Annotated in this window: 26 protein-coding genes and 4 pseudogenes; 22 read left to right on the top strand and 8 right to left on the bottom strand. The window is 58.1% G+C overall.

Annotated features, from left to right (window positions below; genetic code table 11):
• Nucleotides 1-62 precede the first annotated feature (62 nt).
• The 4 genes and pseudogenes from ACFQEU_RS00245 (at nucleotide 63) to ACFQEU_RS00230 (ending at nucleotide 3,863) form a co-directional block, all read left to right on the top strand.
• Nucleotides 63-1,739 (top strand): annotated as a pseudogene (locus ACFQEU_RS00245) (transposase).
• 284 nt (nucleotides 1,740-2,023) lie between these two features.
• Entirely contained in the window at nucleotides 2,024-2,392 is a 369-nt protein-coding gene (locus ACFQEU_RS00240; RefSeq protein ID WP_007992717.1) for a UPF0175 family protein, read from the top strand.
• Nucleotides 2,389-2,895 carry a PIN domain-containing protein gene (locus ACFQEU_RS00235; RefSeq protein ID WP_379778094.1) on the top strand — a complete coding sequence of 169 codons (507 nt, stop codon included), beginning with the start codon at nucleotides 2,389-2,391 and terminating at the stop codon, nucleotides 2,893-2,895. The genes ACFQEU_RS00240 and ACFQEU_RS00235 overlap by 4 nt, the downstream gene beginning before the upstream one ends.
• Before the next feature lie 59 nt (nucleotides 2,896-2,954).
• Nucleotides 2,955-3,863 (top strand): hypothetical protein, encoded by a 909-nt coding sequence (locus ACFQEU_RS00230; protein ID WP_209486870.1) that lies wholly within the window; start codon nucleotides 2,955-2,957, stop codon nucleotides 3,861-3,863.
• A gap of 15 nt (nucleotides 3,864-3,878) precedes the next feature.
• Here the strand turns inward: ACFQEU_RS00230 and ACFQEU_RS00225 are convergent, their stop codons facing one another.
• On the bottom strand, nucleotides 3,879-4,238 hold the full coding sequence (locus ACFQEU_RS00225; protein ID WP_209486868.1) for a hypothetical protein: 360 nt from the start codon (nucleotides 4,236-4,238) through the stop codon (nucleotides 3,879-3,881).
• A gap of 107 nt (nucleotides 4,239-4,345) precedes the next feature.
• Between ACFQEU_RS00225 and ACFQEU_RS00220 the strand changes: the two genes are divergently transcribed.
• The 14 genes and pseudogenes from ACFQEU_RS00220 to ACFQEU_RS00160 all read left to right on the top strand — a co-directional run.
• A complete protein-coding gene (locus tag ACFQEU_RS00220; RefSeq protein WP_379778091.1) occupies nucleotides 4,346-5,317 on the top strand; it encodes a DUF7983 family protein in 972 nt (323 codons plus the stop codon).
• Nucleotides 5,314-6,198 carry a DUF7964 domain-containing protein gene (locus tag ACFQEU_RS00215; RefSeq protein ID WP_209486864.1) on the top strand — a complete coding sequence of 295 codons (885 nt, stop codon included), beginning with the start codon at nucleotides 5,314-5,316 and terminating at the stop codon, nucleotides 6,196-6,198. The genes ACFQEU_RS00220 and ACFQEU_RS00215 overlap by 4 nt, the downstream gene beginning before the upstream one ends.
• A gap of 65 nt (nucleotides 6,199-6,263) precedes the next feature.
• Nucleotides 6,264-7,940: a transposase gene (locus tag ACFQEU_RS00210; RefSeq protein ID WP_379778089.1), complete on the top strand. Its 1,677-nt coding sequence runs from the start codon at nucleotides 6,264-6,266 to the stop codon at nucleotides 7,938-7,940.
• 511 nt (nucleotides 7,941-8,451) lie between these two features.
• The gene (locus ACFQEU_RS00205; protein ID WP_379778087.1) at nucleotides 8,452-8,988 is read left to right on the top strand and encodes a DUF7437 domain-containing protein; all 537 of its coding nucleotides are present in this window, start codon (nucleotides 8,452-8,454) and stop codon (nucleotides 8,986-8,988) included.
• Nucleotides 8,985-9,512 carry a hypothetical protein gene (locus ACFQEU_RS00200; protein ID WP_209486858.1) on the top strand — a complete coding sequence of 176 codons (528 nt, stop codon included), beginning with the start codon at nucleotides 8,985-8,987 and terminating at the stop codon, nucleotides 9,510-9,512. Before ACFQEU_RS00205 ends, ACFQEU_RS00200 begins: the two co-directional genes overlap by 4 nt.
• A gap of 70 nt (nucleotides 9,513-9,582) precedes the next feature.
• Nucleotides 9,583-10,122: a DUF7342 family protein gene (locus ACFQEU_RS00195; protein ID WP_209486856.1), complete on the top strand. Its 540-nt coding sequence runs from the start codon at nucleotides 9,583-9,585 to the stop codon at nucleotides 10,120-10,122.
• Between the two features lie 3 nt (nucleotides 10,123-10,125).
• Nucleotides 10,126-10,584, top strand: coding sequence for a hypothetical protein (locus ACFQEU_RS00190; RefSeq protein WP_209486854.1), 459 nt, complete (start codon nucleotides 10,126-10,128; stop codon nucleotides 10,582-10,584).
• A pseudogene (locus ACFQEU_RS00185) lies at nucleotides 10,581-11,809 on the top strand (phage integrase SAM-like domain-containing protein). Before ACFQEU_RS00190 ends, ACFQEU_RS00185 begins: the two are co-directional and overlap by 4 nt.
• Before the next feature lie 315 nt (nucleotides 11,810-12,124).
• A pseudogene (locus ACFQEU_RS18215) lies at nucleotides 12,125-12,253 on the top strand (hypothetical protein); the annotation flags it as partial.
• Nucleotides 12,254-12,361: 108 nt separating this feature from the next.
• Nucleotides 12,362-12,673: a Rieske 2Fe-2S domain-containing protein gene (locus ACFQEU_RS18210; protein WP_465261108.1), complete on the top strand. Its 312-nt coding sequence runs from the start codon at nucleotides 12,362-12,364 to the stop codon at nucleotides 12,671-12,673.
• 178 nt (nucleotides 12,674-12,851) lie between these two features.
• A complete protein-coding gene (locus ACFQEU_RS00175; protein ID WP_379778084.1) occupies nucleotides 12,852-14,165 on the top strand; it encodes a divalent metal cation transporter in 1,314 nt (437 codons plus the stop codon).
• On the top strand, nucleotides 14,162-14,713 hold the full coding sequence (locus ACFQEU_RS00170) for a hypothetical protein (protein WP_379778082.1): 552 nt from the start codon (nucleotides 14,162-14,164) through the stop codon (nucleotides 14,711-14,713). The genes ACFQEU_RS00175 and ACFQEU_RS00170 overlap by 4 nt, the downstream gene beginning before the upstream one ends.
• Nucleotides 14,714-14,857: 144 nt before the next feature.
• Nucleotides 14,858-15,517, top strand: coding sequence for a thiaminase II (gene tenA, locus ACFQEU_RS00165; RefSeq protein ID WP_209486844.1), 660 nt, complete (start codon nucleotides 14,858-14,860; stop codon nucleotides 15,515-15,517).
• Between the two features lie 25 nt (nucleotides 15,518-15,542).
• Nucleotides 15,543-16,143 (top strand): annotated as a pseudogene (locus ACFQEU_RS00160) (TenA family protein); the annotation flags it as partial.
• A gap of 290 nt (nucleotides 16,144-16,433) precedes the next feature.
• Here ACFQEU_RS00160 and ACFQEU_RS00155 read toward each other — a convergent pair.
• On the bottom strand, nucleotides 16,434-17,270 hold the full coding sequence (locus ACFQEU_RS00155; RefSeq protein ID WP_209486843.1) for an alpha/beta fold hydrolase: 837 nt from the start codon (nucleotides 17,268-17,270) through the stop codon (nucleotides 16,434-16,436).
• Between the two features lie 262 nt (nucleotides 17,271-17,532).
• A complete protein-coding gene (locus tag ACFQEU_RS00150) occupies nucleotides 17,533-18,081 on the bottom strand; it encodes a DUF8170 family protein (protein ID WP_209486842.1) in 549 nt (182 codons plus the stop codon).
• Nucleotides 18,082-18,209: 128 nt separating this feature from the next.
• Here ACFQEU_RS00150 and ACFQEU_RS00145 point away from each other — a divergent pair, with 128 nt between their 5' ends.
• Both ACFQEU_RS00145 and ACFQEU_RS00140 read left to right on the top strand, forming a co-directional pair.
• Nucleotides 18,210-18,623 (top strand): transcriptional repressor, encoded by a 414-nt coding sequence (locus ACFQEU_RS00145; RefSeq protein WP_379778079.1) that lies wholly within the window; start codon nucleotides 18,210-18,212, stop codon nucleotides 18,621-18,623.
• A gap of 121 nt (nucleotides 18,624-18,744) precedes the next feature.
• Complete coding sequence (locus ACFQEU_RS00140) at nucleotides 18,745-19,068, top strand: DUF6788 family protein (RefSeq protein ID WP_379778077.1); 324 nt, start codon at nucleotides 18,745-18,747, stop codon at nucleotides 19,066-19,068.
• A 286-nt stretch (nucleotides 19,069-19,354) separates the two neighbouring features.
• Here ACFQEU_RS00140 and ACFQEU_RS00135 read toward each other — a convergent pair whose 3' ends face one another.
• Nucleotides 19,355-20,701, bottom strand: coding sequence for an orc1/cdc6 family replication initiation protein (locus tag ACFQEU_RS00135; protein WP_379778075.1), 1,347 nt, complete (start codon nucleotides 20,699-20,701; stop codon nucleotides 19,355-19,357).
• Between the two features lie 767 nt (nucleotides 20,702-21,468).
• Complete coding sequence (locus ACFQEU_RS00130; RefSeq protein ID WP_379778073.1) at nucleotides 21,469-23,634, bottom strand: type B DNA-directed DNA polymerase; 2,166 nt, start codon at nucleotides 23,632-23,634, stop codon at nucleotides 21,469-21,471.
• A gap of 232 nt (nucleotides 23,635-23,866) precedes the next feature.
• Here ACFQEU_RS00130 and ACFQEU_RS00125 point away from each other — a divergent pair, with 232 nt between their 5' ends.
• Complete coding sequence (locus ACFQEU_RS00125) at nucleotides 23,867-24,457, top strand: DUF7342 family protein (protein ID WP_379778071.1); 591 nt, start codon at nucleotides 23,867-23,869, stop codon at nucleotides 24,455-24,457.
• 3 nt (nucleotides 24,458-24,460) lie between these two features.
• Nucleotides 24,461-24,943 (top strand): toxin-antitoxin system TumE family protein, encoded by a 483-nt coding sequence (locus ACFQEU_RS00120; RefSeq protein WP_379778069.1) that lies wholly within the window; start codon nucleotides 24,461-24,463, stop codon nucleotides 24,941-24,943.
• Between the two features lie 51 nt (nucleotides 24,944-24,994).
• Here ACFQEU_RS00120 and ACFQEU_RS00115 read toward each other — a convergent pair whose 3' ends face one another.
• Genes ACFQEU_RS00115 through ACFQEU_RS00105 form a run of 3 tightly spaced genes read right to left on the bottom strand, consistent with a single transcriptional unit; the run spans nucleotide 24,995 to nucleotide 26,903 of the window.
• Entirely contained in the window at nucleotides 24,995-25,642 is a 648-nt protein-coding gene (locus tag ACFQEU_RS00115) for a ribonuclease H-like domain-containing protein (protein ID WP_379778068.1), read from the bottom strand.
• A complete protein-coding gene (locus ACFQEU_RS00110) occupies nucleotides 25,639-25,959 on the bottom strand; it encodes a DUF8156 family protein (protein WP_379778066.1) in 321 nt (106 codons plus the stop codon). The genes ACFQEU_RS00115 and ACFQEU_RS00110 overlap by 4 nt, the downstream gene beginning before the upstream one ends.
• A 2-nt stretch (nucleotides 25,960-25,961) precedes the next feature.
• Nucleotides 25,962-26,903: a hypothetical protein gene (locus ACFQEU_RS00105; protein ID WP_379778064.1), complete on the bottom strand. Its 942-nt coding sequence runs from the start codon at nucleotides 26,901-26,903 to the stop codon at nucleotides 25,962-25,964.
• Between the last annotated feature and the right edge of the window lie 79 nt (nucleotides 26,904-26,982).

Here is a 26,982-nt window from a genome sequence, read left to right as displayed (position 1 = left end):
ATGGCTGTACCTCCTGACCGAGGAGACCTTACAGCGTCTCTCGGACGGATTATTCTCGACTAATGTCATCAACAGAGCAATCGCGACAGGATGTCTTTCGGACTATCGCACAGTTACAGCACGTCGAGTGGCCTGCATACGGGTCGACACCACTATACGACCGGAGTTCAGTATCCGCTCTCCAATCGGACATTCGAACCGTCGCTAGAGTCTGGTTCGATCACGACGCCCACGAGTCGATTGCGGAGTTCATATGTCAGTATCCGCTGAAATACGTCGATTTCGAACCGCATGACGAATATTTTGGCTCTACGCGGTATCAGATGCCACAGTTGGTGCGGTTGTTCTTGCTCAAAGAGATTCACGGCTGGGACCACGAAACGGCACTTTTGACGTTCCTCCAACAGCGACCGGCACTTCGACGACACCTCGGTTTTGAGCGTATGCCGAATCAATCGACAGTATGGCGCAGTTGGCACGAGCGGTTCTCTGTCGACCTACGCGAGGCCGTCCAAACGGCAGCTCGAACGATCTTGATCAAGGCCCAGAAGGCGGGTATCGAGATTCCACGAGAACTAGAGCGGAAGCTCAGCTATCGGAACGATAATGAAGACGACTCAGTACCGGACGGTCGGACCGTTCTGGAGCGGGCAAAGAAAATCACCGACTACGTCAGTCGCATCATCTTCCCAGCATTCTCGCTGGATCGTGGAGACGGCTGTGAGATTCACGAGAACGCATACTGGAACTTACAAACGTATCTCGGACTTCGCGAGCGGCTGGCTGCGAACGAAGGAGCCCGCAGTTACATTCATGAGTCAACGCGGGATCGAACACCACTCGGACACGCCCACCGCAGCCACATTCGCGATCTCTCTATCGAGCAGACTCGCGAGATGTACCGACAGGCGATCCGGCACCTCATCGACGAGATTGCAGAGACAGAGGAGTTCTTCCGCGCAGGCATCGTCGCAATCAATATCACCGAAGCCGATCCTTTCGCCGGCGACAGGACCGGGCACGAGGACGAGATCATCGGGACAAAAGAGAACACCGAGGAGTACGCCTACCAATGGGCGACGGTCCAGTTGGTTGGCAATGCCGTCCCAATCGTGCTGGACGCGCGCCCCGTCCGAAAGGGGGAGACACGACTGGAAATCGTTGAGGATCTGCTTGACTCCGCCGAAGAGCTCGTTCACGTCGATAACGTCTTGATGGATCGGGAGTTCGATAGTCAGCACGTTCTGGAGATGATCAGTCAGCGTGGACTCTCGTACGTCGTTCCGAAGCGGATGCAGACCAGCGAGAAGGCTCAGGCGAAGCGATTGCTCCAGCGTGACCAGGACCGATACGAAACCGATCGCAAGCTCCATCTCGGCAAGAACGAATGGCACGAGACGACGCTGATCTACCGGCGGAAAGAGGACTCCGAGCACGACGATCACCGGCAGTACTCGGTGTTTATGACGAATCGAGGGAGCGGGCACCTCACAGAGTACGGCTACCGGTGGGAGATCGAGAGTGGGTACAAGTCGATCAAGCGGTTCATGGCCGCCACGACGTTGAAGCACTTCGGGTTGCGGTTCTTCTACTTCGCGTTCGCCTGTTTGTTGTACTCGATCTAGCGAGCGGTGGACCTGCTTGTGCAGGTCGAATTGACTGGAGAGTACGAGCATGCACCGATCGTGACGGCCGATAATACGCTGACGCTGCTGAAGAAGGAAACAGGAATCGGGTAATAAAGCCCTCAGCCTAGGTTAGCGCAGCATCTGAGTGGCAACACTGTCGGAAGTCGCCGAAATTCGGCTATGGTGTTATCAGTTCAACAAGAATGGCCGCTTGGAGAACGATCTGAGGTAGTTCCCGTTTACCGAATCGGTCAAATCTACGCATTACAGCCCCGCTATACCCGCTGTAGTCTCAACTTCCCAATGGGGTCAGTAGTTGAGACCGGCCTTCTCAATGCATATGGTATTCTGGCGTAGTTCATAAATAGTATGAAGACGTACTCTGGGATAGAACGATGGCACGAATCACCGGGTCATATCCAGACGACCTCGACCTCCTCATCGAGGGTGCTGTTGAGGCTGGTGTGTTTGGTGGCAAGAGCGATGCATTGCGAGAGTTCGTGCGTGAATACTTCGAGGACCACGAGAACGAACGTATTGCAGCTGCGGTGGCTCTCTACGAACGAGAGCGGATCACGCTCGGTGATGCTGCGAGACTCGCTGATGTCGACCGCTGGACAATGCGTGATATCCTCCGTGAGCACGGCGTCGAACTCCGTCTCGGACTCGTTGACGAAGACGACGCAGCCTATGAGGTAGAGGCAGCAAGCGAACTCGAATTCGGTGATGAGGATTCGGACGACGAGGAGTCACGTGCGAAATGACCGGTGATGATATTCCAGCGAACCCGAGCGTCCTGAACACGACTGTCCTCTCGAATTTTGCGTACATCGATCAGCTGTGGGTAGTTGCTGACCTCTCTGGAATCTGTACGGTACCAGTCGTTCGTGAGGAGCTCGAACACGGCGTTGATAACCACCCATATCTCCAGGAAGCACTCGATACGCTTGATAACGAAATCCCAGTCGCGACGATTTCGGATACTGTCGCAAACAGAGAAGCCGTTGTTGGTGGGCATCTTGATCCCGGGGAAGCACAGGCGTTCACCCTCGCCGACGCACACGACGGTCGACTGCTCACAGACGACGGAGATGCCCGGTTGTTTGCGAAAGACCAGGGCGTGACCGTTGTCGGGTCGGTCGGAGTTCTGTTGGCTGCAATCGATGCTGGAAAGATTGATGAAGCGACTGCTGACGTGTGGCTGTCGACCTGGATCGATGAAATTGGGTACTACATCCCGTATCGTACGATCTCGGAGTATCGATGACGGGCTTGATCGAAGTTCGAAACGCCTGATTAGTGTGACCGTGAACACGTCTATTACCAATGAGTGAAGCCGACAGACGGCTGTCCGAAGAGAGTGAACAACGGTTTCTTGACCTGTACGCCCACCTATTGGTGTATGTCAACGATCGATTCGATGTTATCGAAGAGATCGAAACAGTCGCTGACCTCGAACAGCACTATACTGACGAGCTTCTGCCGCTCCGAAACACGCTGTACAACGAGTCAACGACGGACCTGATAGGGGACTTCGTTGAACAGAACCCTGCTGACCTGTCGGAAGCTGATCTCGAGCAGGTCGCAGCATGGACGGACTTCATCACTGGGGAGTTCGTCGTCGTCCGCTATCGTGAAGACGACGCGATCTTCCTGGATTGGACAGAACCGCCGAAAACATACGCAGTCCGCCCAGCTCGGCTACCGTTCGCCGACCTGTGGGATGAATCCGCACTTCCAGTCCCGGTTTCGAGTGTCGCTCTGTTACCATTCGAGGATCAGATCGTCTACGACGGGTGGATCGGAATTAAGAATATCATTTTCGGGGGCTCGCTCAGTACTGACATTGACGACGAGTACGAAGAGGCCAAACATCGCTTCGGCATAATCGACTCGCTTCCAGCACCCGAGGAAGACGAAAAGACGGACGCCGAGGAGTTGCGCTTCTACATGAAGAACAAGCGTAACCGAGAGCGATACGCGTCGGAGATCGAGCATTTACGAGAGAAATCCGACGAATTGGAGCGGATTTACCACCAGGAGATGGGGAAGGCACGAGCCCGAAGCTTGGGTCGCGAACTGCGCGAGTTGGGACTCAATGAAGCCTATGTAGCCATTTACGATGATCGGATTATCACTAGTGCCCCCTCCGAATCCGAGGTTCGCAAGCTACTCGAAGAGATTATGCCCGCTGGGAAGGCTGACCACCCCTACATCTACCACTTCGATCCCTAAACGAGAGTCCACAGCCTACGACTGGAGTTGCGTGACAGTCGACGCGATTTCACTCTTGGTCGGTTCGCTTGAGAACTCAAACACGCTGTCCCCGACACCGAAGGCGTACCTCTGGTAGGAGACATCGACGTGAATCCAGCATTCGACATTGCTGTCTGTCGCCTCATACTCGGCTTCATCTGTATTCTCTCCGTGCTTCAGCACATCGAGCAGGTATTCTTCGATACGTGGCGCATTCGCGATTTGCAGGAGATGGTCGGCAGCGACGTTATCCAACACGTCTGCTGGGGTTCCGTATCCGTCGCCGACGAGATAGAACTCGCCATCGTACTCGTGTGACTCGATCTGAACACGGAGTGCGTACGTCTCAGCCATATCGGTAATTCCGAAGAGCCACGTATCAGACTGTCTGTTACAGAGACTGCCTGCCAGTGGCCGCGTCGTGAACAAGATTTAGTCGGAATGGCTCGCAACCACTGTATATGTCTTTCACCGCCAGCTGGCACACGCTTCTCGAGGAGGTTGACGACCTCCCCGAGAGTGCGACGCTCATTACGCCACTCTCCCATCGGCGATTTCGTATTACTGACGTACAGGACGCTCGCGTCATCATTCAGTTCGAAGACAGAGACGAGACGCGGCCGCTCCAGCGCGACCAGTTCGAAACGCTCTATCGCCGAATCGAGGACGCTCCGGACGGGTTTGATCTTGACCGTCTCCCGGCGGATGCCGATCCATACCCTGCGGTGTTGAGTGTCCATCCACGATTCGAGGTTGATGAGGACGCTGGCATCATCACACAATCAGAGGTCGCGACGGCGACGCAGGTGGTGGGCGCGGAACAGGAACCCACAGACCAAGAACGAACAGAACCCGACGGACTGGATGTCTACTCGGACGCGCTCCTCCTCATCGACGCACTCGAACGTCACGATGTGACAGATCTCCCTGAACTAGAGACGAACGCGTTGGTGAATCTTTACACACTGCTTTCGGATGTGCAGCGAGATGCCAATGATTTCCGCCAAGAGGTCGCGGATGTCCTCCTCGCTCGACTCCATCACGACCGTCCAGTGTCCGGGCAGTACGGCTCTGTCCAACGGACGAGTCGCCGCAACCGCTCGCTCAAAGACGACGAGCAGGTGCTGGAACGGCTCGAGAACGCTGGCATCGACCGTGAGCGTGTACTGAGCGTCGACCGCTCGAAAGTCGATGAAGCACTTGAAGTCACTACGCTCTCCGACTCCGATGTGTACGAGGTCGGAGAAAGCGAATACGTTCGCAAAGCGGAGGTCGATGAAGATGTGAAAGAATCCCGGCTCCAGGGGCTGAAGGACCGACTCGCTGCTAGCGAGGACGATGAGGCGAACCAGCTCCGAGCGGAGATCGAAGAGCTCGAACAGCGTATCGACGATCTCACCAGTTTCCGCACAGGTACGGAGATGCAAGGATGACTGCCTACCGCTTTCGCGTCAAGTTCGACCCCGATCCGACGTCACTGTGGCGGGATCTCGTTGTCGGCGCGGATAGAACTATCACCGAGTTTCAGTCGGCGATCAACCCTGCAGTCGGGCTTGACCAGGGCCACCTCTGGTTCGTCGGAGAGGGTGAAGACTACTGGGACAGCGCCGTCAAATACCAGTGCCCGCAAGAGTACGAGGAGTCGCTTGGTGGCGATCCGGTATTGCGTACGGAACGGATTGAGAATGCCGGTGAGGTGACGATCGGCGAGATGACCCGCCAGCTCGGTCTCGAACAGTACGATCGCATCTGCTATCTCTACGACTACGGTGATGAATGGCGGTTCTACGCCATCTTGAAGGAGGTTCTCAGTGATGAGTCGAGCGACAAAGAACCGGAGATCGTGAAAGAGAAAGGCGATCCTATCGACGACCAGTACGCCTCTCCGGGAACCACTGAAAGCGATCCGCCGCTCCCTGATCCACTCTATTCAGTGCTCCCTGAAACTGCGGTCCCCGTTGCGGATCTTCGTGAGTTGGAGAAGCGCGATGATATCGTCCACGTCATTCCACTACTCAGTCTCGAAACCGGGTTCGGGGCGGTTTGCGAGCGGTTTGCGATTCAGTTCGAGGATACGGGGTACGTCCTCGAAAACTTCCAGCTGGGGTGGCAGGTCGTTGAGGAAGTCGATGGGGTAGACAAGACGGAGGAAGAACTCCTCGCGGCCCTTGCGGACGCAGTACGTGAGTGGCACGCTGAAATCGCAGAGATATCAGGTGCCATGACGGGACAGCATTTCGGTGAAGAGACGGTTGAAGCGATGCACGTCGAATTGGAAGCAGAACTCGAACGGAAGGGATACGGCCACCTGTAGTCTGCTCTCTTGACTGTCCGTCGAAGAGAACGAGTTCTTGGCTGTGAAATGTCCAGCGTCCCGTAGTGGCACCAACCTGTGAGTCTCGGCGCAGCGTCTTTCGTCGGATCGCACACCAGCAGCACGTCGAGTGGCCCACATATGACTCGACACCGCTGTACGATCGAACCTCGCTCGCCGGGGTAGAATCGGACGTTCGAGTCGTCTCAAGTGTCTGGTTTACGCACCCTGACCATGACTCACTCGAACAGTTTGTCTGCTCGATTCCTCTGGCCTACTTCCGCTTCGAGGCCCACGACTGCTACGGAAGTTCGACACACTACGAGATGGATACCCTCTTTCGCGTCTTCGTGCTGAAAGAACTCCACGGATGGAAGCACGAAACATCTCTCGTCGAGTACCTCGATAGCCACCCCGCACTCTGCGGACGCCTAGAGTTGGGGACGGTGCCTGATCAATCGACACTGTGGCGCAGCTGGAACGAGCGCTTCACGCGAGATCTCCGCGAGACGGTCCAGAAAGCGGCTCGAACGATCCTCATCAAAGCGCAAAACGCGGATGTCGCCGTACCACGCGAACCAGAACGAAACCTCCCGCATCGAGGCCACGATGCCGCTGAATCGAACCCTGACGACCAGGCCATTCTCGACAAGGCAGGGACGATTACCAAGCACGTCAGTCGCGTTGTGTTCCCTGCGTTCTCGCTCAACCGCGGCGAGGGCTGTGAGATTCCCGAAAACGCCTACTGGGGCTTACAGACCTACTTAGGACTCCGTGAGAACTTGGCCGCCAACGAGGGCGCTCGAAGCTTCATCCACGAGTCGACGCGTGAGCGAACACCACTCGGGCATGGTCATCGCGACCAGATTCGCGATCTCCCTATCGAGCAGATTCGCGAGATGTACCGACAGGCAATCCGGCAACTCATTAACGAACTCGCGGAGACGGAGGAGTTCTTCCGCGCAGGTATCGTTGCCATCGACATCACCGAGGACGATCCCTTCACGGGCGATAGGACGGACCACGAGGACGAGATTATCGGAACGAAGGAGAAGAACGACGAGTACGCCTACCAGTGGGCGACAGTCCAGCTGGTCGGCAACGCTGTCCCACTCGTGCTCGATGCGCGACCAGTTCGACGAGGCGAGTCACGTAAGGAAATTGTTGAAGATCTGCTTGACTCTGCAGAGGAACTCGTTCACGTCGATAACGTCCTGATGGACAGGGAGTTCGACAGTCAGCACGTCCTGGAGATGATCAGCCAGCGCGGGCTCTCCTACGTCGTCCCAAAGCGGATGCAGACCAGCGAGAAAGCCCAAGCCAAGCGCCTTCTCAAGCGAGGGAAAGATCGCTACGAGACTGATCGAAAACTGCACTTGGGCGACAACGAGTGGCACTCGACGACGCTGATCTACCGTCGGAAAGAGAACTCCGAACACGACGACCATCGGCAATATTCGGTGTTCATGACGAACCGAGGAAGTGGCCTTCTCACTGAGTATGGCTATCGGTGGGAGATCGAGAGCGGCTACAAGTCGATTAAACGATTCATGGCGGCGACGACCTCGAAGAATTTTGGACTGCGATTCTTCTACTTCGCGTTCGCCTGTTTGCTGTACTCGATCTGGCGAGCGGTCGATCTACTCGTGCAGGTCGAGTTGAACGGTGAGTATGAACACTCGCCGATCGTAACGGCTGATAACACGCTGACGCTGGTGAAGAAGGAAACCGGAATCGGATAGTAATGGGGCTCTCCCCGTGGTAGCGTAGCATCTGAGTGGCAATGCTGTCGGACGTCTCCGAAATTCGCGTATATGGTTGTAAGTTCAACAAGACAGGCCGTTTGGTGAGCAATCTGAGTCAGTCTCCACTAATTGAACCGGCCGAAACCACGCATCACAGGCCCGCTAAACCCGCCATAGTCTCAACTTCCAAAGGCTCGGAAGTTTGTATAGCGATATGCGATATACATTCTCCTTTAGTGCGGAATTCCGGCGCTAAGAGACTCCAGATCCTCGAATTCTCCCGATGGCCGAATACAGTAAGTGGTCCTGATTATCCCCGTAATCACGACCACTTTGGAGTACCCAGCCGCCGTCGGTGAAGCACGAATGGTACAATCGGCTCAGAAAGACGCTTCCCTCGGGGTAGAGACGCTACTAGCGGCTGTTCCCCAGCCTGTCTCGGATCTGTTGCGAACTCCAATCTGTCGCCGGAAGCCTTATTATGAATTATCCATAACTCATAATTGAGATGGCGCAATCACCACCCCAATCGGGCCAGCCACCAATTCAGCAGCTCCAGACGGTGGCCAATCTTCTCGAAAATCCCGGACTCGCCCGAATATACGCCTACATCTTGCAGCAGGGCCCCACCACAGTTTCCGAGATTGTCGACGAGCTCGATATCCCGCAGGGAACGACCTACGACTACGTCCAGAACCTCGAAACAGCGGGATTAGTACAGAAAACTCGCGAGCAGCGCCCGTACGGATACGATGCTGAGTCAATCGCTCTCATGCTTTCGGCCGACGGCGAGACCCAAACGATCACGCCAGCACTTATCGCCGCTGTTGCCCGCCGCGAGAAGGACACAGACATCGACGTCTACATTGAGCGCCATGGCCTCGACGGCCTTGCTGTCGCACTCGAATATGCCTACGAGTACGTCGACGGGACGGTCAACCATCGAATTACAGCCCGAGAACTTGACCTCTCTCCGCTTGAAGCCGAGATTATCCTCCAAGCGCTGGAGCCAGTTGCCACCGAGTACGCCGACGCGGCTGCATGACAACGGTCTATATCGCCGATACTGGTGTCTTCGTTCGGTGTGGTGAACCGGACAACAACAAATTTCAACGGCTTCGTCGAGCTCTCCGACAGGCCGATGTCTCGCTGCGGATCCCACAGCGCGTTTACGAGGAGCTTGGGGGCGATCCTGTTGCGGACGAATATCCCTCCGGAAACATACCCTATCCCGATGGATTCGAAGAAGGTTGGATCGTTGTTGCCGACGAGCTCAACTACGCCAATCCACTCGTCTCGACGGTAATGGACAAAACGCGTCGGTTCATCGCCAGCGAGACCGACCGCGACGAGGACAGCATCGAGAAAGCGGATACGGCACTCGTCGGGCTTGCTGCCCAACTACTCGACACTGGACGGGCCGATCACGTTGTGCTCTTAACGACCGACAAACCCGCAGGAGGAGCCGCCGAGACGCTTCTTCCGCAACATGGCTTCAGCGACCGTATCGAGTTTCGCTACGTCAGCGTCGAATATCTCGAAACGATCACAGCCGGCGAATTTCAGTGAACTATTCTCTATGTTCGATATGTGATTACCTACCTCAACCTATATTAAGACAAAGCGCGAACGGTGTTGTATGTCCGAAGACGAATCGAACTCCGAGAGCCTGATGGAACGCCAGACCACGGGTGAAGACCGCGTACGGATGGTTGCTCGACAGCTGTCGGAGCCACAGACGGCCAACTGGATCGCTTCTGAAGCGGGCTGGTCACACAAACCTACTAAGCGCGTCCTCGATCGACTCGTCGACGACGGCATCCTCCACCGTGACGAAAGCGGTACTCACACGACGTATTACCCTGATTACCGCCGCCAAGCGATGCAGGAGGCGATGCGGCTTCGAGACAGCGGGCATACTGTCGAGGAGCTCACGGACCGTCTCGCCGATATGAAGACGCAGATTCGCGACTGGGAGAATGAATTCGAGGTCGAGTCACCGAACCAGCTTCGCGGGACGCTCGCTGACGAGTCTCTTGACGCTGAGGAGGAAGACCATCGCCGTAAGATTGCCGGCGAGTGGGAGCACCTTCAGCGGCGTATCCAGATCGTTGGCTTCGCCATCCGCGAATGGGACTTCCTCGCTCCGACGACAGAGCCCGCTGAGGCCAGTAGCTAACGAATGTCGGTCCCGCATCCAGGTGGTGATCCGAACGCGAACCTCTACGCCCAGCTGAAGCGAGACGTCCTCGACCGTGTTCCCCAGATCACGGCCGTCGAGTACGTTCCTGACGATATCGAGGCCAAGCAGCTGCGGGCGATTTTCGATCCGGCCCGTCTGGATCCCCCGACAGGCCCTGATTCGCCGGAATTGACCGTCAAGTGGTATCGGCAGGACCCTCGCGATTGGTTCCGTATCAACTACACCGACCCGAACACGGGCTTTCACGCCGGTTGGCACCAGGATGAGGACCATCCCGATCTCGGACGGGCGCATTTCCAGTACTCAGTCGCCGATACGGAGGACCGCTGGGGGATTACATTCGAACACGAGACCCCTTCCCTGGTTCTCTGGGAAATCGTCGAAGAGCTCCTCGAGGACGTCCGTCCGACCTACCAGTACGCGAACGAGGAACCATGACACCCCGAGAACGCGCCGATCAGTCACTCACGAATTCCTTCGAGCGCTACCTCCAGGATAAGGGGAAAGGCCGCGGTGGCGATGGTGGGAACTACCGACGCAACGCTGCCCGCGAGCTCGAGCGGTTCGCCGAATGGGTTGCCGGCGACCGCGGCGACGACGACTGGACCGGGATCGTCCCCGACGACGTCGACCGCGAGCCGACCTTCGACGATCTCGATGAACGCGTGTTTCGGGAGTACGCCCGACATCTCGGTGGGGATCGAGGACTCAAGCAGAACACGGTACAAACCTATTACCGCTATATCTCTGCGTGGTGTGGCTGGTGCGTCAACGAGGGCTATCTCGAAGCGCATTACGCGCAACGGGCGAGTGCGATGGCGCCGCTGCCGGAGGACGACGGCCGCAAGCCCGGTGATCAGCAGGCCTGGACATCCGAACAGCGCCACACCCTTACCCAGTACGTCGACGAACGGGTTCGTGATGCCGTCGAAGCGTACACGACACTCCCGGAAGATACTGATCCCCTCGACAAGCAGCGAGCGCGCTACGCAGCGCTGAAGGCGGCTCGTGACCGAGCCCTGGTGTTCGTCCTCGCGTACACGGCCGTTCGTGTCGGGGAACTGCTCCGGGATCCGAACGACCCGCGACGGCGTGGCGTCCGCTGGGAGGACATCTCGCTTGAGGACGGGAGTATGGATGTCTACCGGAAGAAACAGCAGTGGGACGCCGCCAGTCTTCCCGTCCGGTGATCTCACCGCTGCGAAGCTACCGCAAGCTGATGGATCCACCGACGGAGCGGTGGCCCGTCTTTCCGACGTTCGACCAACGGACGCTCGCGACACTCGTACAAGAGGAGCTAGCCGACCGAGGGGAACATCCGGATGCGATCGAGGAGCAACGTGGCAAGTACGTTCGCGACTTTTTACTGGCGCTCAATGAAGATATCCGACCGCCATCGATCACGACAGACGGCGCACGGTCGATTCTGCAGCGACTCTCGGAGGCCGCGGAGATCGATATTGACCATCCGAAACACGACTATCTCGCTCCGCACGGTGGCCGTCGTGGGATGGGCGAGGTGCTAGTCCGCGCGTTCGGGTATACGGTCGCGGCTCGCTATCTCGACAACTCCGAAGAAATGGTCCGAGAGCGCTACTCACATATCGAGGCCGGGGAATTGGGCGATGTCGCTACGGAAGCTCTGGAAGAAATTGACCGATGAGGGGATTACTCCGGGACGAATTGTCCTTGTTGGCTCTGTTGAAATCATCTTCTTCAGACATATTATCGTTTAAAACAGCCGGTCGCTGAAGAGTACTAACTGAACAGACACTGGGTAGTAGATGCTATACGCATATCTCGAATGATTTTCGAAAGGTATGATGCCGATATTAGCTTTCCCGTCTATTTTCCCATTCTAGTTGTAACGCCGAAGCAATGAAACGATGTACCGTCACAACAACGGGAGTGTTGAGGTCCACTACATCAACGTCGGTCAATCGGTTAGTACGCTCATTACGAGTCCTATCGATGGTCCGCACAGGACTACATGACGATGGATCAGGTGCCCTACATCGGGCCCATCTCGCCGTTCTCCGACAACGTCTACGTCGCAGCCGGCTTCAACGGATGGGGAATGACGCACGGAACGGTAGCTGGACTGCTGCTGAGCGACCTGATCGCCGGGCGGGACAACGAGTGGGCGGAGCTGTACGATCCCAACCGGATCCCGCCGTTGAAATCCCTGAAACGGTTGCCCAAGGCGGGTGGCAAAATGATGAAGCAGTTCATCAACGGTCGCCGCAATCCTCGTAAGGCGGAAGATCTGCCGGCTCTCGACCGTGGCGAGGGGACGGTCATGGCCGGAGACGACGAGCCGCTTGGCGTCTACCGAGACAACAACGATGAGTGGCACGCCGTTTCCGGAACCTGTACGTACAGCGGCTGCGTGCTCCGGTGGAACGGCGCCGGGGAAAGCTGGGACTGTCCTTGTGACGGATCCCGGTACACCCCGGAAGGAACGGTCATCGATGGTCCTGCCCAGAAAGACCTCTCCAAGAGGACCGTACCGACACTGGAGAACTGAATGAAATCCATCTGCTAAAGCGGTGGGGCCACTGGTGCACAGAGTCCGTATCTCATTGACGAAGTCCGTATCTCATCGGATCTGTACGCATAGCGTGCACAGGACTCACCGGGGCAGGTCGACTCCACGGTGGCTACATACGGATACTTTTTTATTAGACATAGTATTCTCGGGTTGTATGACTATAGAATATTCGCGCGCCGCCGGGACAGTCCGCAAGTACCTCGGCGCCATGGGGCCCTCCTGGATCGCGGGGGCGATCGCCGCCGGTCCGGCGACGATGGCGAGTCTGATCACTGCGGGGGCGATCTTCGACTATCAACTCCTCTGGGTTGTCGTGCTTTCCGCGTTCGCCGGTGCCCTGGCACAGTACCTCGCGATGCGGCTGGGTCTGCTCACCGAGCGGGGGATTGTCGGCGTCGTCGAGGAACACCTCGGGGAGACCTGGGCGTGGATCCTGGTCGCGGACGTCGTCATCGCGGCCGGTGTCGCCCAGCTCGTCATCATGAACACCGTCGCTTCCGTTTCGGCGACGATCACGGGGATCGACGCACGCCTCTGGGGCGTCGCCTGGGGCGCCATCCTCGTTTTGGGACTGGCCGGTCGGGGGTACCGATTCGTCGAACTCTTCGCGAAGCTGCTGGTGACCGCGGTCGTCTTGGCCTTCGTCGCCTCGCTGTTCGTCGTCTCGATCGACCTTGGCCAGGCCGGCCAGGGGCTGACGCCGACGCTGCCCGGCGGTGGCGCACTGGTCGCTGCGGGCATCCTGGGGGGCGCCGTCCACATCACACTGATCACGATGCACTCCTACACGATGCGAGCCCGGGGCTGGACGGAACGTGACTACGACCTCGCGACGGCGGACGTTCTGGCGTCAATGCTGATCGCGTTCGGCATTTACAGCGTCGCCATCTTCCTCGTCTCAGCGAGTACTCTGACCGATCCGGATCTGACGACCGTCGGTGCGGCCCAGGCCCTCGGGCCCCTAGTCGGTCCGGCCGCCAAGTGGCTGTTCCTGCTCGGCCTTGGCGGTGCAGCCGTCTCGACGCTCGGCGGCAACACCATCGTCCCGCCGTTCCTCGTTGCCGACAAACTCGGCTGGGGCACGACCGTCGAGGATACGCGGTATCGCATGCTCCTCGCAGCCTTTGCCGTACTGTCGGTGCCCGGTGCGTTCATCGGCGGCGAGGTCATCGGACAGCTCGTCCTCGTTCTCGCGCTTGGTACGGTCGGAACGCCCTTCGCCATCGCCATCGTCCTCTACCTATTGAACGCCGAGAGCGTCGGAGCCTCGAACTCGACGCTCGCGAACTTGGGCGGGCTCGCCTTGCTCGCCGTTTCGGGCGGTCTCGCGGCCAACTTCGTCAGGGAGCAGATCGCGACCGGCTTCGATCTGCTTTCCGGACTCGTGTTTGCATTCGCGCTCGTCCTCGCCGCCGCGACGCTCGTCCTCCTCGGACAGTACGTTCGCGAGGAGGTGACTCTGGCGTGACTGGGTTTCTGTTCCCGCTGACCGGCTCGACGCTGATCGTCGGGCCGTCCCAGGCCGGAAAAACCCGTCTCACGGCCCGCGCCCTCGAGGCGTGGGTCGACCGGCACGGCACTGATGATCTCGTGGTTCTGGAGTTCGCGCCCGAACTAGAACGCGACGGCCGGATCCTGGGCGGTCGATTGGACCGTTTCACTACCATTCCCGACGGTGTCTGGCACGGCGTCCTCGACGCGCATGCCCCCCGGGCGGAAGGGGCCGACGAGTCGGAGGCGATTGCGCTTGCGAAGGACAACGCCGAACGCGGTATAGAGATTCTGGACGCCGCCCCGGATCCAAACGCTGTCTTCGTCAACGATGCGACCATCCCGCTCCAGCACGCCGCCGTCGAGGCGGACAAGCTCACAGGATACTGCGACCGTGCGACACGCGCTGTTCTCAACGCGTTCGATTCCGATGAGCTCGGAACGGACGACCCGGTGTCACGTCGGGAACGGGCAGCACTGACGGAACTCCGTTCCTGGGCGGATCGGACGGTCGAACTGGACTGACTGTCGGGAGAGAACGAGGAATTGTCGCATCGATCCGACAGTGAAAACGCAGTCAGCCACAGGTTCGAAGACGTCGACGACGCCCAAAATATAATCCAATGATATAAGTAAGTTATATTTTCACTCGGACGGTACGGCTCGGTAGTGCCATTCAGCGATACCCTCCTTGAGGCGGGACAGGATGTATGGGCGGCCCAGAAGGATCACCCCTTCGTCCGCGAACTCGCGAGCGGGACTCTCGACGAGACGGCGTTTGAGTACTGGGTGAAACAGGACTACCGGTACCTCTTGGACTACGCTCGGCTGTTCGCACTCGCGGGTGCCAAGGCCACTGACGAGGAGACGATGACGCACTTACTCGGCGTGGCCCACCAGGTGCTCGACCACGAAATGGGTCTCCACCGCGACTTTGCGGCCGGCTACGGGATTTCCGACGCCGAGCTCGAAGCAGTCGAGAAGGCGCCCACATGCGTGGCCTACACGAATTTTCTGATCCGGACGGCTTACGAGGGGTCGATCGCGGAGATCGCGGCCGCGATGTACCCGTGCATGCAGGGCTACCTCGACGTCGGAGAGCACATGGCGTCGCTTGCCACCGACGAACACCGGTACACGCCCTTCATCGAGATGTACACCAGCGACGAGTTCCGTGAGGCGACGGACTGGTGTCGCGACTTCGTCGACCGGTGTGGCGAACGGTTCCCCGGCGAACACGACGCGATGAGAGCGGCGTTCCTAACCAGCGCGAAGCTCGAGTATCGGTTCTGGGAGATGGCCTACACGCAGGAAGGGTGGGACCTGTGACGGGTGTCCCCGATAAGTAGACGACTACCGGGCCACCGTCAGCGACCCTCGTTTCACCGACTGGCTGCGGGAGCGTGCCGAACCCAACTGGACGAACGCCGTCGATCATCGGTTCACCCGCGAGCTCGGTAGTGGCGCGCTATCCGAGGCGGTCTTCGCCGAATACCTCGCCCAGGACTACGCGTTCGTGGACGATCTCGTGAGCACGTTCGGCTTCGCAGTGGCCCAAGGCACCCGACGTATCAACGAAGCGCGCGCACGTCGAATTTCTCGGCACCCTGACTGACGAGGAAAACGACTACTTCGAGCGTTCCTTCAGCGCGCTTGGCGTCGACGACGCTCGTTGGAAGGAGCCAGAACTGTCCACGACCACGGCCGCCTTCGCCGACTTGCTCGGTCGCACTGCCCGCGAGGGTGGCTACGCCGAAACACTCGCAGCCATCGTTCCAGCGGAGTGGATCTACGCCGAGTGGGCGACGCGCGAAGCTTCAGCGCACGACTCGACTGCCGGGCTTCCGTTCTACTTCACCGACTGGGTAGCGTTGCACGCGAACCCCTCTTTCAAGGAATTCGTGACGTGGCTCCGTGGTCAGTTGGACGCCCACGGCCCGACGGTCGGGAGGCGCTCAAGGCGGCACTGACCAACTTCGGCTTCATCGCGCACGAAACCGCCGAAACCGACGACGTTGTCTCACGGTTAGAGAACAGCACAGAAGTAGCAAGCAACGCCGACTAACACCCTCTCATCCATCCCGATTCGTCTCACTGCATCCAAACACGCCCGCCGGGCAGTCATCAGGCCGTCGGTGACCCACGACCGAAGTCGTGGAACTCCGCCTTGCTTACCTGTGAAACGCCGAGAAGTCCAACGTCATTACAAGACTTCCCTTCTCCGTCGACTCCCGGAACCGGTCCTCTACGACAGGAATTCGGTCAGGTATTCGGTGAACTCGGCCGTCCGGTCTTCCGGAACCCAGTGGTTGGCTTCGAGGCCGACGAGCTCACACGAGTCGATGTCGGATTCGAGCCGTTCGGCCCACTCGATCGGCTGGAACTCGTCTTCGGTTCCCCATAGAAGGAGCGTGTCAGCCGTCACGGTAGCCGGGTCGACTTCCGTCGTGTGGCACGTGTTCGTCGCGCTCGCGTTGCGGACGACGGAGGTAACCCCCTCCTCGCTGCCCCACGGCGCTTTCATTCCCTCGAGGAACGCCTCGTCGTGGTCGTCGCCGTAGAGCGTGTCGCGGAACAGCCCGTCGAGCATCTCCTGAAGCTCCTCGACACTCGTCTCGCGCGCCGTCTCGGGGAGTCCGAGGTTGGTGATCGTCTGGATCGGCCACGAGTCGTAGGCGACGGAGTTCGACAGCACCAGCCGGTCGACCGCATCGGGCGTCCGGGCCGCGTAGCGCAGCCCGACACCGCCACCCAAGTCGTGCCCGACGAAATCGATTGTGTCGAACCCGAACTCGTCGACGAGCTCTCGGACAGCGAGCTCCTGGGCGCGGATCGACCGATCGAACCCGTCGTACATCGACGAGTTGCCGTAACCGATCATGTCCGCCGCGATCGCGCGCCGGTTCTTCGCGACGGCCTCGAACTGCTCACGGAAGAGATACGAGTTCGTCGGGATTCCGTGGAGGAAGACGACCGGGTCGCCGTCACCCTCGTCCCGGTACGCCATCTCGACGTCGTGGCCGTCGACGGTGACTGTTACGCTGTCCTGCTCCGATTTCCATTCGTCGTACGTCGTTGTCATCGTTTCTCTAAACCCTACTGGATCCTCGACGGGAACTCGCAAAGCTGTGATGCCTATGGTGATAGATCCACACCGGATCAGTCGAGTCCGTCGGGCTACGAACGGCAACAGTTTCGCGAGCAGCGACGCGAGACGAGTACCCGTTTCCGGACGTTCTTCCCGGATAACCACCAGACGGTTCCAGGGGCGATCGTCGACGTAACGGCCGCGCTCGACGCCTGGCGGGTTTGAACTGGCAGTGCTGCCGCGTGCGGGATCTGCCTCACGGCAGCTCGCCAGTCACGTCGACGAGATCCTCCTCGGTTCGCCAGCGATACAGCCGGCCTTCCTGCTCGAACAGTTCGAAGACGCCGTCTTGCATCCAGCCAAACGGATGATCCTCATCCGCATACTTCCGCTTGAGGACGTGGCTTTTCGCGAAGTAATCCGTCGTACCAACGAGCAGCCCTTGTTCAACGAGGAAGTCACTTGGCTCTTTCTCGGCGACGCCGACGAGGTACGTCACGATATCGGCGATCAGACAGAATTTCTGGATGCTGTTATCCCACTCGCCGCGGATGTCGACCATCCGAAACGCGTACGCGTCGGTGCGACGGTTAAGCTGGTCAACTACCAAATTCAGCCGTCGGATCGGCTCACGATCGTAGTTTCCGAGCACGAAGTACGACCGGTCGTGCTCGTAGACCGGCGTCAACTCGCTTAAGGCGTGAAGGATTTCCTCATTGTCGGCCAGCGTTATCTCCTCCTCGTCAAGTTGGTCTTTGGCACTCTTAAGAACGTCAGCAGGCACAGGCGACTTCTCGTCTATCATTATGCAAGCCTCTCATGGTGGAGAGATATGATTTATGGAGTAAGTTACTCGGTCAAGTAAAGAATGTTTACCAGAGAGTGATTTACTCAAGGGTAAATTACTTGTCGCCACACCCCGTACCGTACGGTATGAGCACCGAACTAGGGACCGCTGGAGAGATGGAACCTCGCGAGGTCGTCCACTTCGCCACCCAGCAGACGCGATTCGCCCTTATCAACAACATCCTCCAGCATCCCGACCAGCTTCCGTCGATGCACGAACTCGAGGAACTCAACCCCAGCGTGAGCGAAGCCACCGTCTACAAACACATTCAGAAGCTGATCGACACTGGGATTGTCAAAGAGGTCGCTCTCGATGACGACGAACGCCGCCAGGGGTACCCGTGGAAGTTCTATGGCCTCACCGATGAGGGTCGTGAATTCCTCGACGATCGCAACCTCCTCGCAGCCGAAGAGACGCTGCAAGAGATCTACAAGACGATCTCCAACAAGTCCGAGAAGATGGTCAAGTACGAGAACGCACCTCGGCCCGACGACGCGTAACTGCCCACTCTATTTGTGAATAGTTTGCTATTCACGCGCTTTAGGAGCTGACAGAGCCGAACACAATTAACCAACAGGATTATACATTGGCAGTCTGTGTTGGTTAATACGAAAGTAGCCAATGTCCTACGAACCTCCGACCCCACCGGCAGACCTCGCAACGGAGGTCGTCAACGCGCTTAATGAGTCGACCCCAGAGCATCTTCGAGACGTTGCCACGTACGCTGAAGCGCTAGCCAAGCACAAGGAACGAGAGGCTCGTCTCAAGAAGTCGGCAAATCAAGAGGAGGTCGAAGAGCGACCAGACGATCTCCCAGACGACGTCCCTGCCAAAGCGACAGTCACGATCAAGGAGATCAACGACAATCGCTACTACTACTGGCAGTGGCGGGATGGAGACCAAGTCAAATCCAAGTATAAGTCTCCAGTCAATCCTGACGAGTAGAACGGATAGCTAGCCCGATATTGAGGTCAACACACCCCGTGTGCGAAATGAAATCCTCAGAGAAATCTGGTTAGAACCCCCCGTGTGCGAAATGATTCCACTCTCGATCAAGGCGGACCCCGTGTGAGAGATGAATCAGTTGATGAGTCGAGCGGAGACACCCCGTGTGCGAAATGAAATCGTGAATACTGTTGTCAGACATACTTGGTACATATAACATTTCTTCCGGCGGAATCACACCCCGTGTGCGAGATGAATCTAATAGCGGCAACGGTGTCGCCCTGTGTTACTTTCCTTCAAAGAAATCATCTATCTGTGCGTTGACAACAGACTTGATAAGATCACCTTCATTGTCTGCCTCTTCGATCCGTATATCAGCTCGAAGGGTTTCAGCAACCACTCCCGGATCGTCAACGAACGTGTACTCCTTGTGAACGCCGCTCCCGTAGCCGCGTCCCCGCTTTTCTGAGGTGACAAAGTTGTATGTCTCTGCTTCACTCATGTACCGGAGATAGGAGTCGCGCGATTTTGTATCGGCGTCAAGTAAGTCAGTGAGATACTGATACACACGGTATGCAACTGTGCTGGGAACAGCGTTCAGGTTGCGTTGTGAGTAGACGGGGACAATCGCAGTAGCGTAAAGCGAGAGCTTCTTTTGGGTCGACAGTCCCTGCATCTGAGTTAACGTCCGATCCCGTTCCGCTTCTTTCTGGGCATCGCGAACGTGTCCTTCATGAACCGTATCTTCGCCCTCCCGGTCCGCAATCTCGCCTGCTTTCCGGAATAGATCGATCGCTTTCCGCGCGTCACCATGGTCCTGTGCCGCAAACGCTGAGCTAAGTGGAATGATACCGTCTTCAAGGACATCGTCCCGATACGCATCACGACGTCGTCTTAGAATGGACTGTAGTTGATCCGCATCGTAATCCGAGAAGACGACGTCTTGCGGATTGAACGAGCTCTCAGCCCGGCCGTCAAGGTTCTCCATGAACCGGGGATCGTTTGTGAGCGCAGCAACAGACACGTGTCCCTCGATTTGACCGAGTTGTGATGCCCGAGAGAGCTGATAAAGCAGCTTTGAGTATGCTGGTTCATCGTTCGGGTCCCGCTGTCGTCCCACCAGAAGGTCGACCTCATCCAAGATGATAATGACCGAGTCGAAGTTGTTACTCAGGATCTCATAGAACCGGCTGAGTTTCTGGTCTGTCGAGACGCCACTCTGCGGAACACCGACTTCGACGTCGGCTTCATCAGCGGCGTTTTCTACAAGACGATAGACGGCCCTATCGTGTGATTTGATTGTCTGACAGTTGATCTTAATCACGCCAAAACGGTCGTCTTGGGCGTTCGCGAGTTCAAGAACCTGCTGACAGACCGCATTGATGATGAGTGACTTCCCCGTCCCCGATGGCCCGTAGAGAAGCATATTGGGCGGGCGGTTCCCTTGTAATGCCGGTCGGAGATAGGTGATGATGTCGTCCAGCTGGTCATCACGACCGACGATTCGGTCCTCGTCGATGACGGCATCCGGGTCAAGAAGACCCTTATCTCGAAAAACCGAGTTCTGAACGCCCTCCTGGAGACGACCTTTGATAGATTGTGAGAGGGACTGTTGATCGTCGCCGTCAGCCATATTTGCGCAGTTAGGTCGAAACCATAAATAAATATGGGTACCGTGTGCGAGATTAAATTTGCTGAATTCTACCGATACAGACGGTTTTGAGAGGGGTAGATGAAGTAAGGCCGTAACCACGGGCGAAATTAATTAATCGTAGTGACCCCCCGTGTGCGATATGAAATGTCGATCAGGCCATCGAACAACTGTCGATGTCGAGGCGAGACAGAAGGGCTTGCGGAGGTACTCCCCGTGTGGAAGATGAAACACTGGACGTATTCTCGACCAGATGTACCGAAAATACTTCTTGAATATCCCGAGTGGAGGCTGATCTCGTCGATGAGCCACCCCCACACCCCGTGTGCGATATGAATTTGACGAGAAGGTGGGCACGGACGAACCATCCGAAGATGTCGGGATTCAGTGAGAGAGCCCACGAGAAGACGTTAAACCAACAGAGACGTCCAGCTCACGAAGAAATAAAGCCACGGACAAGTTCGGTTATGTCACGAAACAGTATGTTTCGTTTCAACCGACCTTAGCCCCATTGCGGCTATGGTTGACAGAGTAGCTATATAAAAGTTTTCAAAATATAGCCTATCTTGGTATCTCTGTCTTTGAGACCTCTTCTCCGTAAAATCGTGAATTTCCGATGTTTCATAGTCTTTCTTCGACTACCCCCTCTCGCCATCTTCTCGATTTCATATCGCACACGGGGTGTGGGGGTTCGACCTCGTAGGGACCGTGATTAACCAACAAACCACTCCGGATAACCCCTATGTTGGTTAACTATTCTCTGTGTTCGCGTACGCCGTCAACTTCGGTACCCGCGTCTCCGTGAGTTCTCGACGAATCTCCGTCCGATCCCAGCCAAGCGGTGACAGAACACTCTCGACAGCTCTGACGAGTTGCGTCTCGTAGTACGACGCATCGTACGACTCTATCTCTTCGTGGGCTAACGCGACCCGCTCTCGCGAGATATTCTCGTCGTCGACGACTACGTACTCGATGTCCTGTCCTGGGTGGACAGCGAGGTCCTGCTCTCGAGCCCGCTTCAGCGCCGCCACGTTCTGTGTGTTCTGCGTATATCCCTCCAGCGGCTTGGAGACACGATTCCGTTCGACGAGCTTCTCGACCGGCACCGTTCCAGCGTGGAGGCGCTTGATCGCGTCCCGAAGACAGTCGAGTACGGCGTCCGGTGACCGCGTGGCATCGAGCCGGTCGAGACAGTCTCGCTGGACATCCTCGATGAACGGCGGGGTCGAGCGCTGCCGGGCTTCGATGCCCCTGATCTTGAAATCGTCGTCACCAGCGACCTTCCCGAAGTATTTCGTCAACGCGCCGGCGTCGCTCTCGCGCTGCGGCACGAACGCCACCCAGTCGTAGTGGGCTTCGTGTTCGAGCCGGATTTCGACCTCTTCCGTGATTGCCGTCGCGAGTGCTTTGAGGTCCTCGCGGCCCTCGTCGTCGACGTCAGGGTCCGGGGTCACCCAGATGGAGTCGACGATGCCGTGGACGACCCGCCAGCCGCCGGCTTCCAGTCGCTGCTTCGCCGTCAGTAGGATCTCGCGAGCGAACGCGTTGATTGCCTCGTGACACTCGATGCGGCCGAACTTCGCGTTGCTGAACCCCTGATAGCCGAAGCAGGCGACGAGGATCCACTTCAGTGCTCCCGACCGTCCCTCGAGTTCCGCCAGTCGATCCTCGTCGGGGTCGTCTCGATCGTTTTCGCGACGGATGGCCGCCTTGATCTCGTCGCGTGCGTCGATGATCGGCTGTAGCACGTCGACGAGGTAGCCCCGGTCGTCGCAGATCGAGTACCCGAGGCCGGGGACGTCGTCGCGGTCGCTGTGGCAGTTACACCGGATAACGTCCGGCGAGACGTTCCGAGTACAGATGATGTTCGGGTACAACGAGGAGAAGTCGAGTTCGTGGACGTTCTCGTGGAGGCCGACCTCGGGTGCGAAGATGAACCCGCCACGGTCGGCGTCATGAAGCGTCCCCATCGGCTTGAAGAACTCATGGCGCCAGGAGTTCCACGGGACGAGGACGCCACGATCGTGGGCCTCACAGATCTGAATCGCGGTAAGCACATTCCCAATTGACGCCCACGCAAGCTCCTGGATAGGCTTTTTCGAGCGAGAGACGAGATCGAGGACGCCGTTGAGGTTCGTCTCCCCGTAGAAGAACGTGTTCGACTCGTCGATGATCGCCCGGCCGGGCACGTTGTACCGCGCCGGGGAGTGACCGACGCGACCGTAGCTCGAGTACGTCGACTGGGTCGCGAGCTGCAGGTAGTCGACGTCCGGCCACCGACTCAGCGAGAAGTCGTCGACGCCGGCATCCATCGCCATCTCGTACAGCGTCGGGACGATCTCGCTCGTCGAGCAGACTAGAACGTCCGGATCGTGCGCTTCGAGCGCCCCCTGGACGACGGTCAGGATATCCGTCGGCGAGCCGGTGACGGTGTCGCCGGCGACAGACAGTTCCCCATAGACGTCGTTGCTCGTTTCGGTCACCGGGACGCTGAGCCGGAGCGTCGACAGCTCGCTCGCCGGCGTCGGATCGGCGCCGGTCTCCAGACAGTATCGGAACTCTCGCGAGAAGTCGACATTGAAACAGGCGAGATCCCCGACTGGATAGTCCGACAACTGGCGTGCCTGCCGGGCGAGTGGGGTGACGCGGTCGATGTGGGCGACGTCAACCGCGAGAACAGCCTCCTCGTCTCGTCGAAAGCCCGGGCGTCGCGCAACCAGCTCGGTCGCGACGACATCCGGGTGCTGGTCGTACACTGACTGGAGCATCGTGAGGTCGAGGTCGGACGCTGGGTCGCGAGCGGCGACGTAGAAGCGCGGCGAGTAGTCTTCGTGCTCGGTTGCGACGGCGCCGTCGACGGTTGTCTCCCACTCCAGGACGCGGCCGTCGTCCAGAAAGTCGATGCTAAACGCCATCTAGGTCTCTCTGATGTTCGAGTCGCCGATAAGGTGTGGCGTGTCGTTTCCGGGTTTCAACGTATGGCCCCGAGAACGCCTCTACTGGTGTTTTCTGACCGTTTGTCTGTGTTCCGCTACTTCTGGAACAATTTCCGGAATTCACCTGGGTGGATTCAGCCGGTGTGCTTACCCTCTGGGTAATATAGGGATTTGCCAAAGAACTATGTTCCTCTGAACCGTGAGTTTCTATATGAACGACCGAAACCCACCAGATGAGTTTGCAGACGTCAACGAAACGGTTGGCGAGGAGTGGGAAGCAGAAACAACACCCTATGAGCGCATTCGACACGTCGTTGCGCATACGTACAGCCCCGTCTCAGCTGATTCGGTAGCTGACGATGCACGGACTGCTCCAAAGACCGCTCGAAAGCACCTGAACACACTCGCAGACGAGGGGTTTGTCGAGACGACACCCGGCGAACAGGGTGGCACGCTCTATCGGCGCTCACCTGAATCACTCGTCGTCGAACAGGCAGCCGATATCCTTGAGCATGTCTCGACCGACGAACTCGTGGCGCGAATTCAGGAGATGCGCAAGCAGCTCACCGAGTATCGGTCCGAATTCGGTGTTGATTCCCCCGAAGAATTGGCGGTCAACCAGACGAACCAGGCCCTCAGCGAGACCGGGTCCCCACAGGACGAGATCGACCCAGAGGCGATTCGTGAGTGGAAGACGCTCCGACGGAATCTCGCGTTCGCGAACGCTGCCCTCTCGATCGGCAATGCCGAGCAATTCGTCGACAGTGACCGTCGCTCGACTGACGACACCGTCCCTGCCTGAGTAATGCGGGATTCTCCTGACCAAGCAGAAACCCATACTCTTCGGGGGGCTACGGATCGTCCAGCACTGCTGACGATTCGTGACGTCGTCGAGCAAATGGAACCACTTGCGACAGCTAAACTCGACGACTACCTCCACCCATCAGTCCTCGAAGTTATGCTTGACGACGGGCTGTGTGGGGCCGACGAGGCCCGAATCGACATCCAGTGGACGACACGAGATGATTACAAATTCCACTACACGGACACTGAGGGAGTGAATCTACGCTGGGGGAAGCACCCACACGCAGGAGACTACATCCACGTCTCCGGATTAGAACACTATCACCCATCGCCGAATGCGAGTTCTGACCCAGACGAGGTCGAAGAGTCTTGTATCACACAGTCTCCCGAAGAGTTAGTCACTCGCGCCGTCCTCAAACTCTGGCGGGTCGCTTACCACACGGACTCGTATGAGCCACTTAATGCAGGTCGCAACCCGCCGTAGGAACCAACCCGAATGCTTTCCTCCACGACCCCTCTCTGAGAAGCGAGCGCTTCAGGCGATTGGGTCAAGCGATTTCATTGAGAAATCCGACTTCGAGCAGTACTGTTCTGCAAGTTCCATCAACGCTCGAGTCCGTCGGATATCAGCGATGTTGTGGATGATGAGTGGCTCGTAGGCACCCTCCTTCCATGCGGTGACTGCCTCACTACTGTCGATGAATGGGTCAAGCTCGTTCATTCCGGCGTCGATCAGTTCCTCGTAGACGCCGCTCAGTGTATCCTCACTCGTATTGAAGCGTGTCTCGAAGACATCCATCACGTCGACGTATGGCAGCGTTCCAAAGGGCCACTCAATTCCGTGTGTACAGAGCCGTGTGCGAAGGAACGGGAGGTCGAATCCTCCGTTCCACCACTCACCGTTGTACGCAACGAGCTTTGCATCACGTTGGGTGAGTGTCGACGTGACAAACGTCGCCAGTTCGTTCAGGAGTTCCTGTTCGCTGTCGTGAAGTGAGAGCTGAACCGGTGTCTCGAGAGTGTTGTTCAGCTGATCTGCGAGGCCTGCTTGTGATGTCGTTCCGTCTGTATTGAGAAATACTTGCGACGAGACCGCCGAATCGAATCCAACTACTGTGAGTTTATCACCGGCCTGAAATCCCGTTGTTTCGATGTCGAAGGCGATTGTCGTCAACTGAGTCATTCTGACCCTCCAGTGGTACCTTCGGCAGACGATTGCTGCTGTTCGTCCCCAGTTTCCGAAAGCCGTCGCTCAAGCTCTGATAGGCGTTCTTCGTGGTCATCAAGGCGGTTCTCCTGTTCGAGATCGATGCTGAACAGCGCCGGCAGCAGCGGGTTCTGGTGGTTCAACAGCCCGCTCGCGTCGGCGTGCTCGCGGGCGTACTCGAACAGCCGGTCGAATCGCGGCTGGTCGCGACGCCGCAATGCTCGGCGGAACTCCGCCCAGCGCTCCTCGATGGCCCGCAACGCATCCCGGTACGTCGGATTCGTGCGCCCCATCGCTATCGCCCTCCGCCGGTTGCCGTCCACGCATCGAGCAGGGGGTCCGCAGTGGCCGACACCGTCTCACCGTCAACTGTGATCCCCGTCCCGACACCCTCCGGGGTCGGTGTCGACGGCGCCGGCGTCGTCGGTTCCATTCCGACCTGCGTGGCGCGTGCCGCGAGCAGCTGCCGCCAGTACGCGAACGTCGTCTGGTAGTACGCGCCGTCGTCGACGGGATAGACGAGCGTCTCGAAGTCCTCGCCGACGACCCGTGGCCCCATTCGGGTCTGCTCGCACTCCAGGTGGTGGTCGGCGACCGTCGCGACTGACTCGGTGAATTCGTTTCGTTCGTTTCGCGTAACGAGTACCGGGATGTCGTACCCCTCGGCGTAGGTGGACAACCGGGCGAGAGTGCGGGCTTGGAGGGTTTTCGCGTGGGTTTCGCCGAGGGTATCGTCGGCGCGGTACTGGGCGTCGACGGCCGGCGCGACGATGAGGGCGGGCGTGTGGGGCGACGTGTCCTCGTCACGACCTGGCGCCTCTCCACCGGCCGCCCGGGCGTCGGCGGTGGACGTCTGGATCGACTTGTTCACTGCCGTCGGGAGATCACAGACGGCGCCGTAGTGCTGGTAGGCGGTGAATCCGCGTGCCACGTGGATTCGGTTGAGCAACCGTTGACTGGGCGCGATTTGAGCGAGTGTCGTCGTCGTCGCGTGTCCGTTTGCGTCGACCCAGAAGGCGGGCCCGTCGTGCAGGAGGAGATGGTCGAGCACGAGCGACTGCAGGATCGGGACGCCGCGGCCTCCCTCGACGTCGAGTAGCGTGATGCCGTCGTCGAGCTGCGGCAACAACATCTCGTCCGTAGCCGGATCGCCTTGGTCAGCGAGGGTCCGATTGCGGTCAGCGCCCCGGGTCGGCTGGTCCACCGCCAATCGGTTCGACGTTGCGTGTTTTTCCATACTCGATAACGAATTACCTTTTCAATAAGCGATGGCGCGGCGCTTCCGTGTTTCCAGAAAGAAGTGTACCGACCGTTAA

This window comes from Halorubrum tibetense (assembly GCF_042661865.1).
Lineage (GTDB): Archaea > Halobacteriota > Halobacteria > Halobacteriales > Haloferacaceae > Halorubrum > Halorubrum tibetense.
This window is presented reverse-complemented; position numbering and strand designations above follow the sequence as displayed.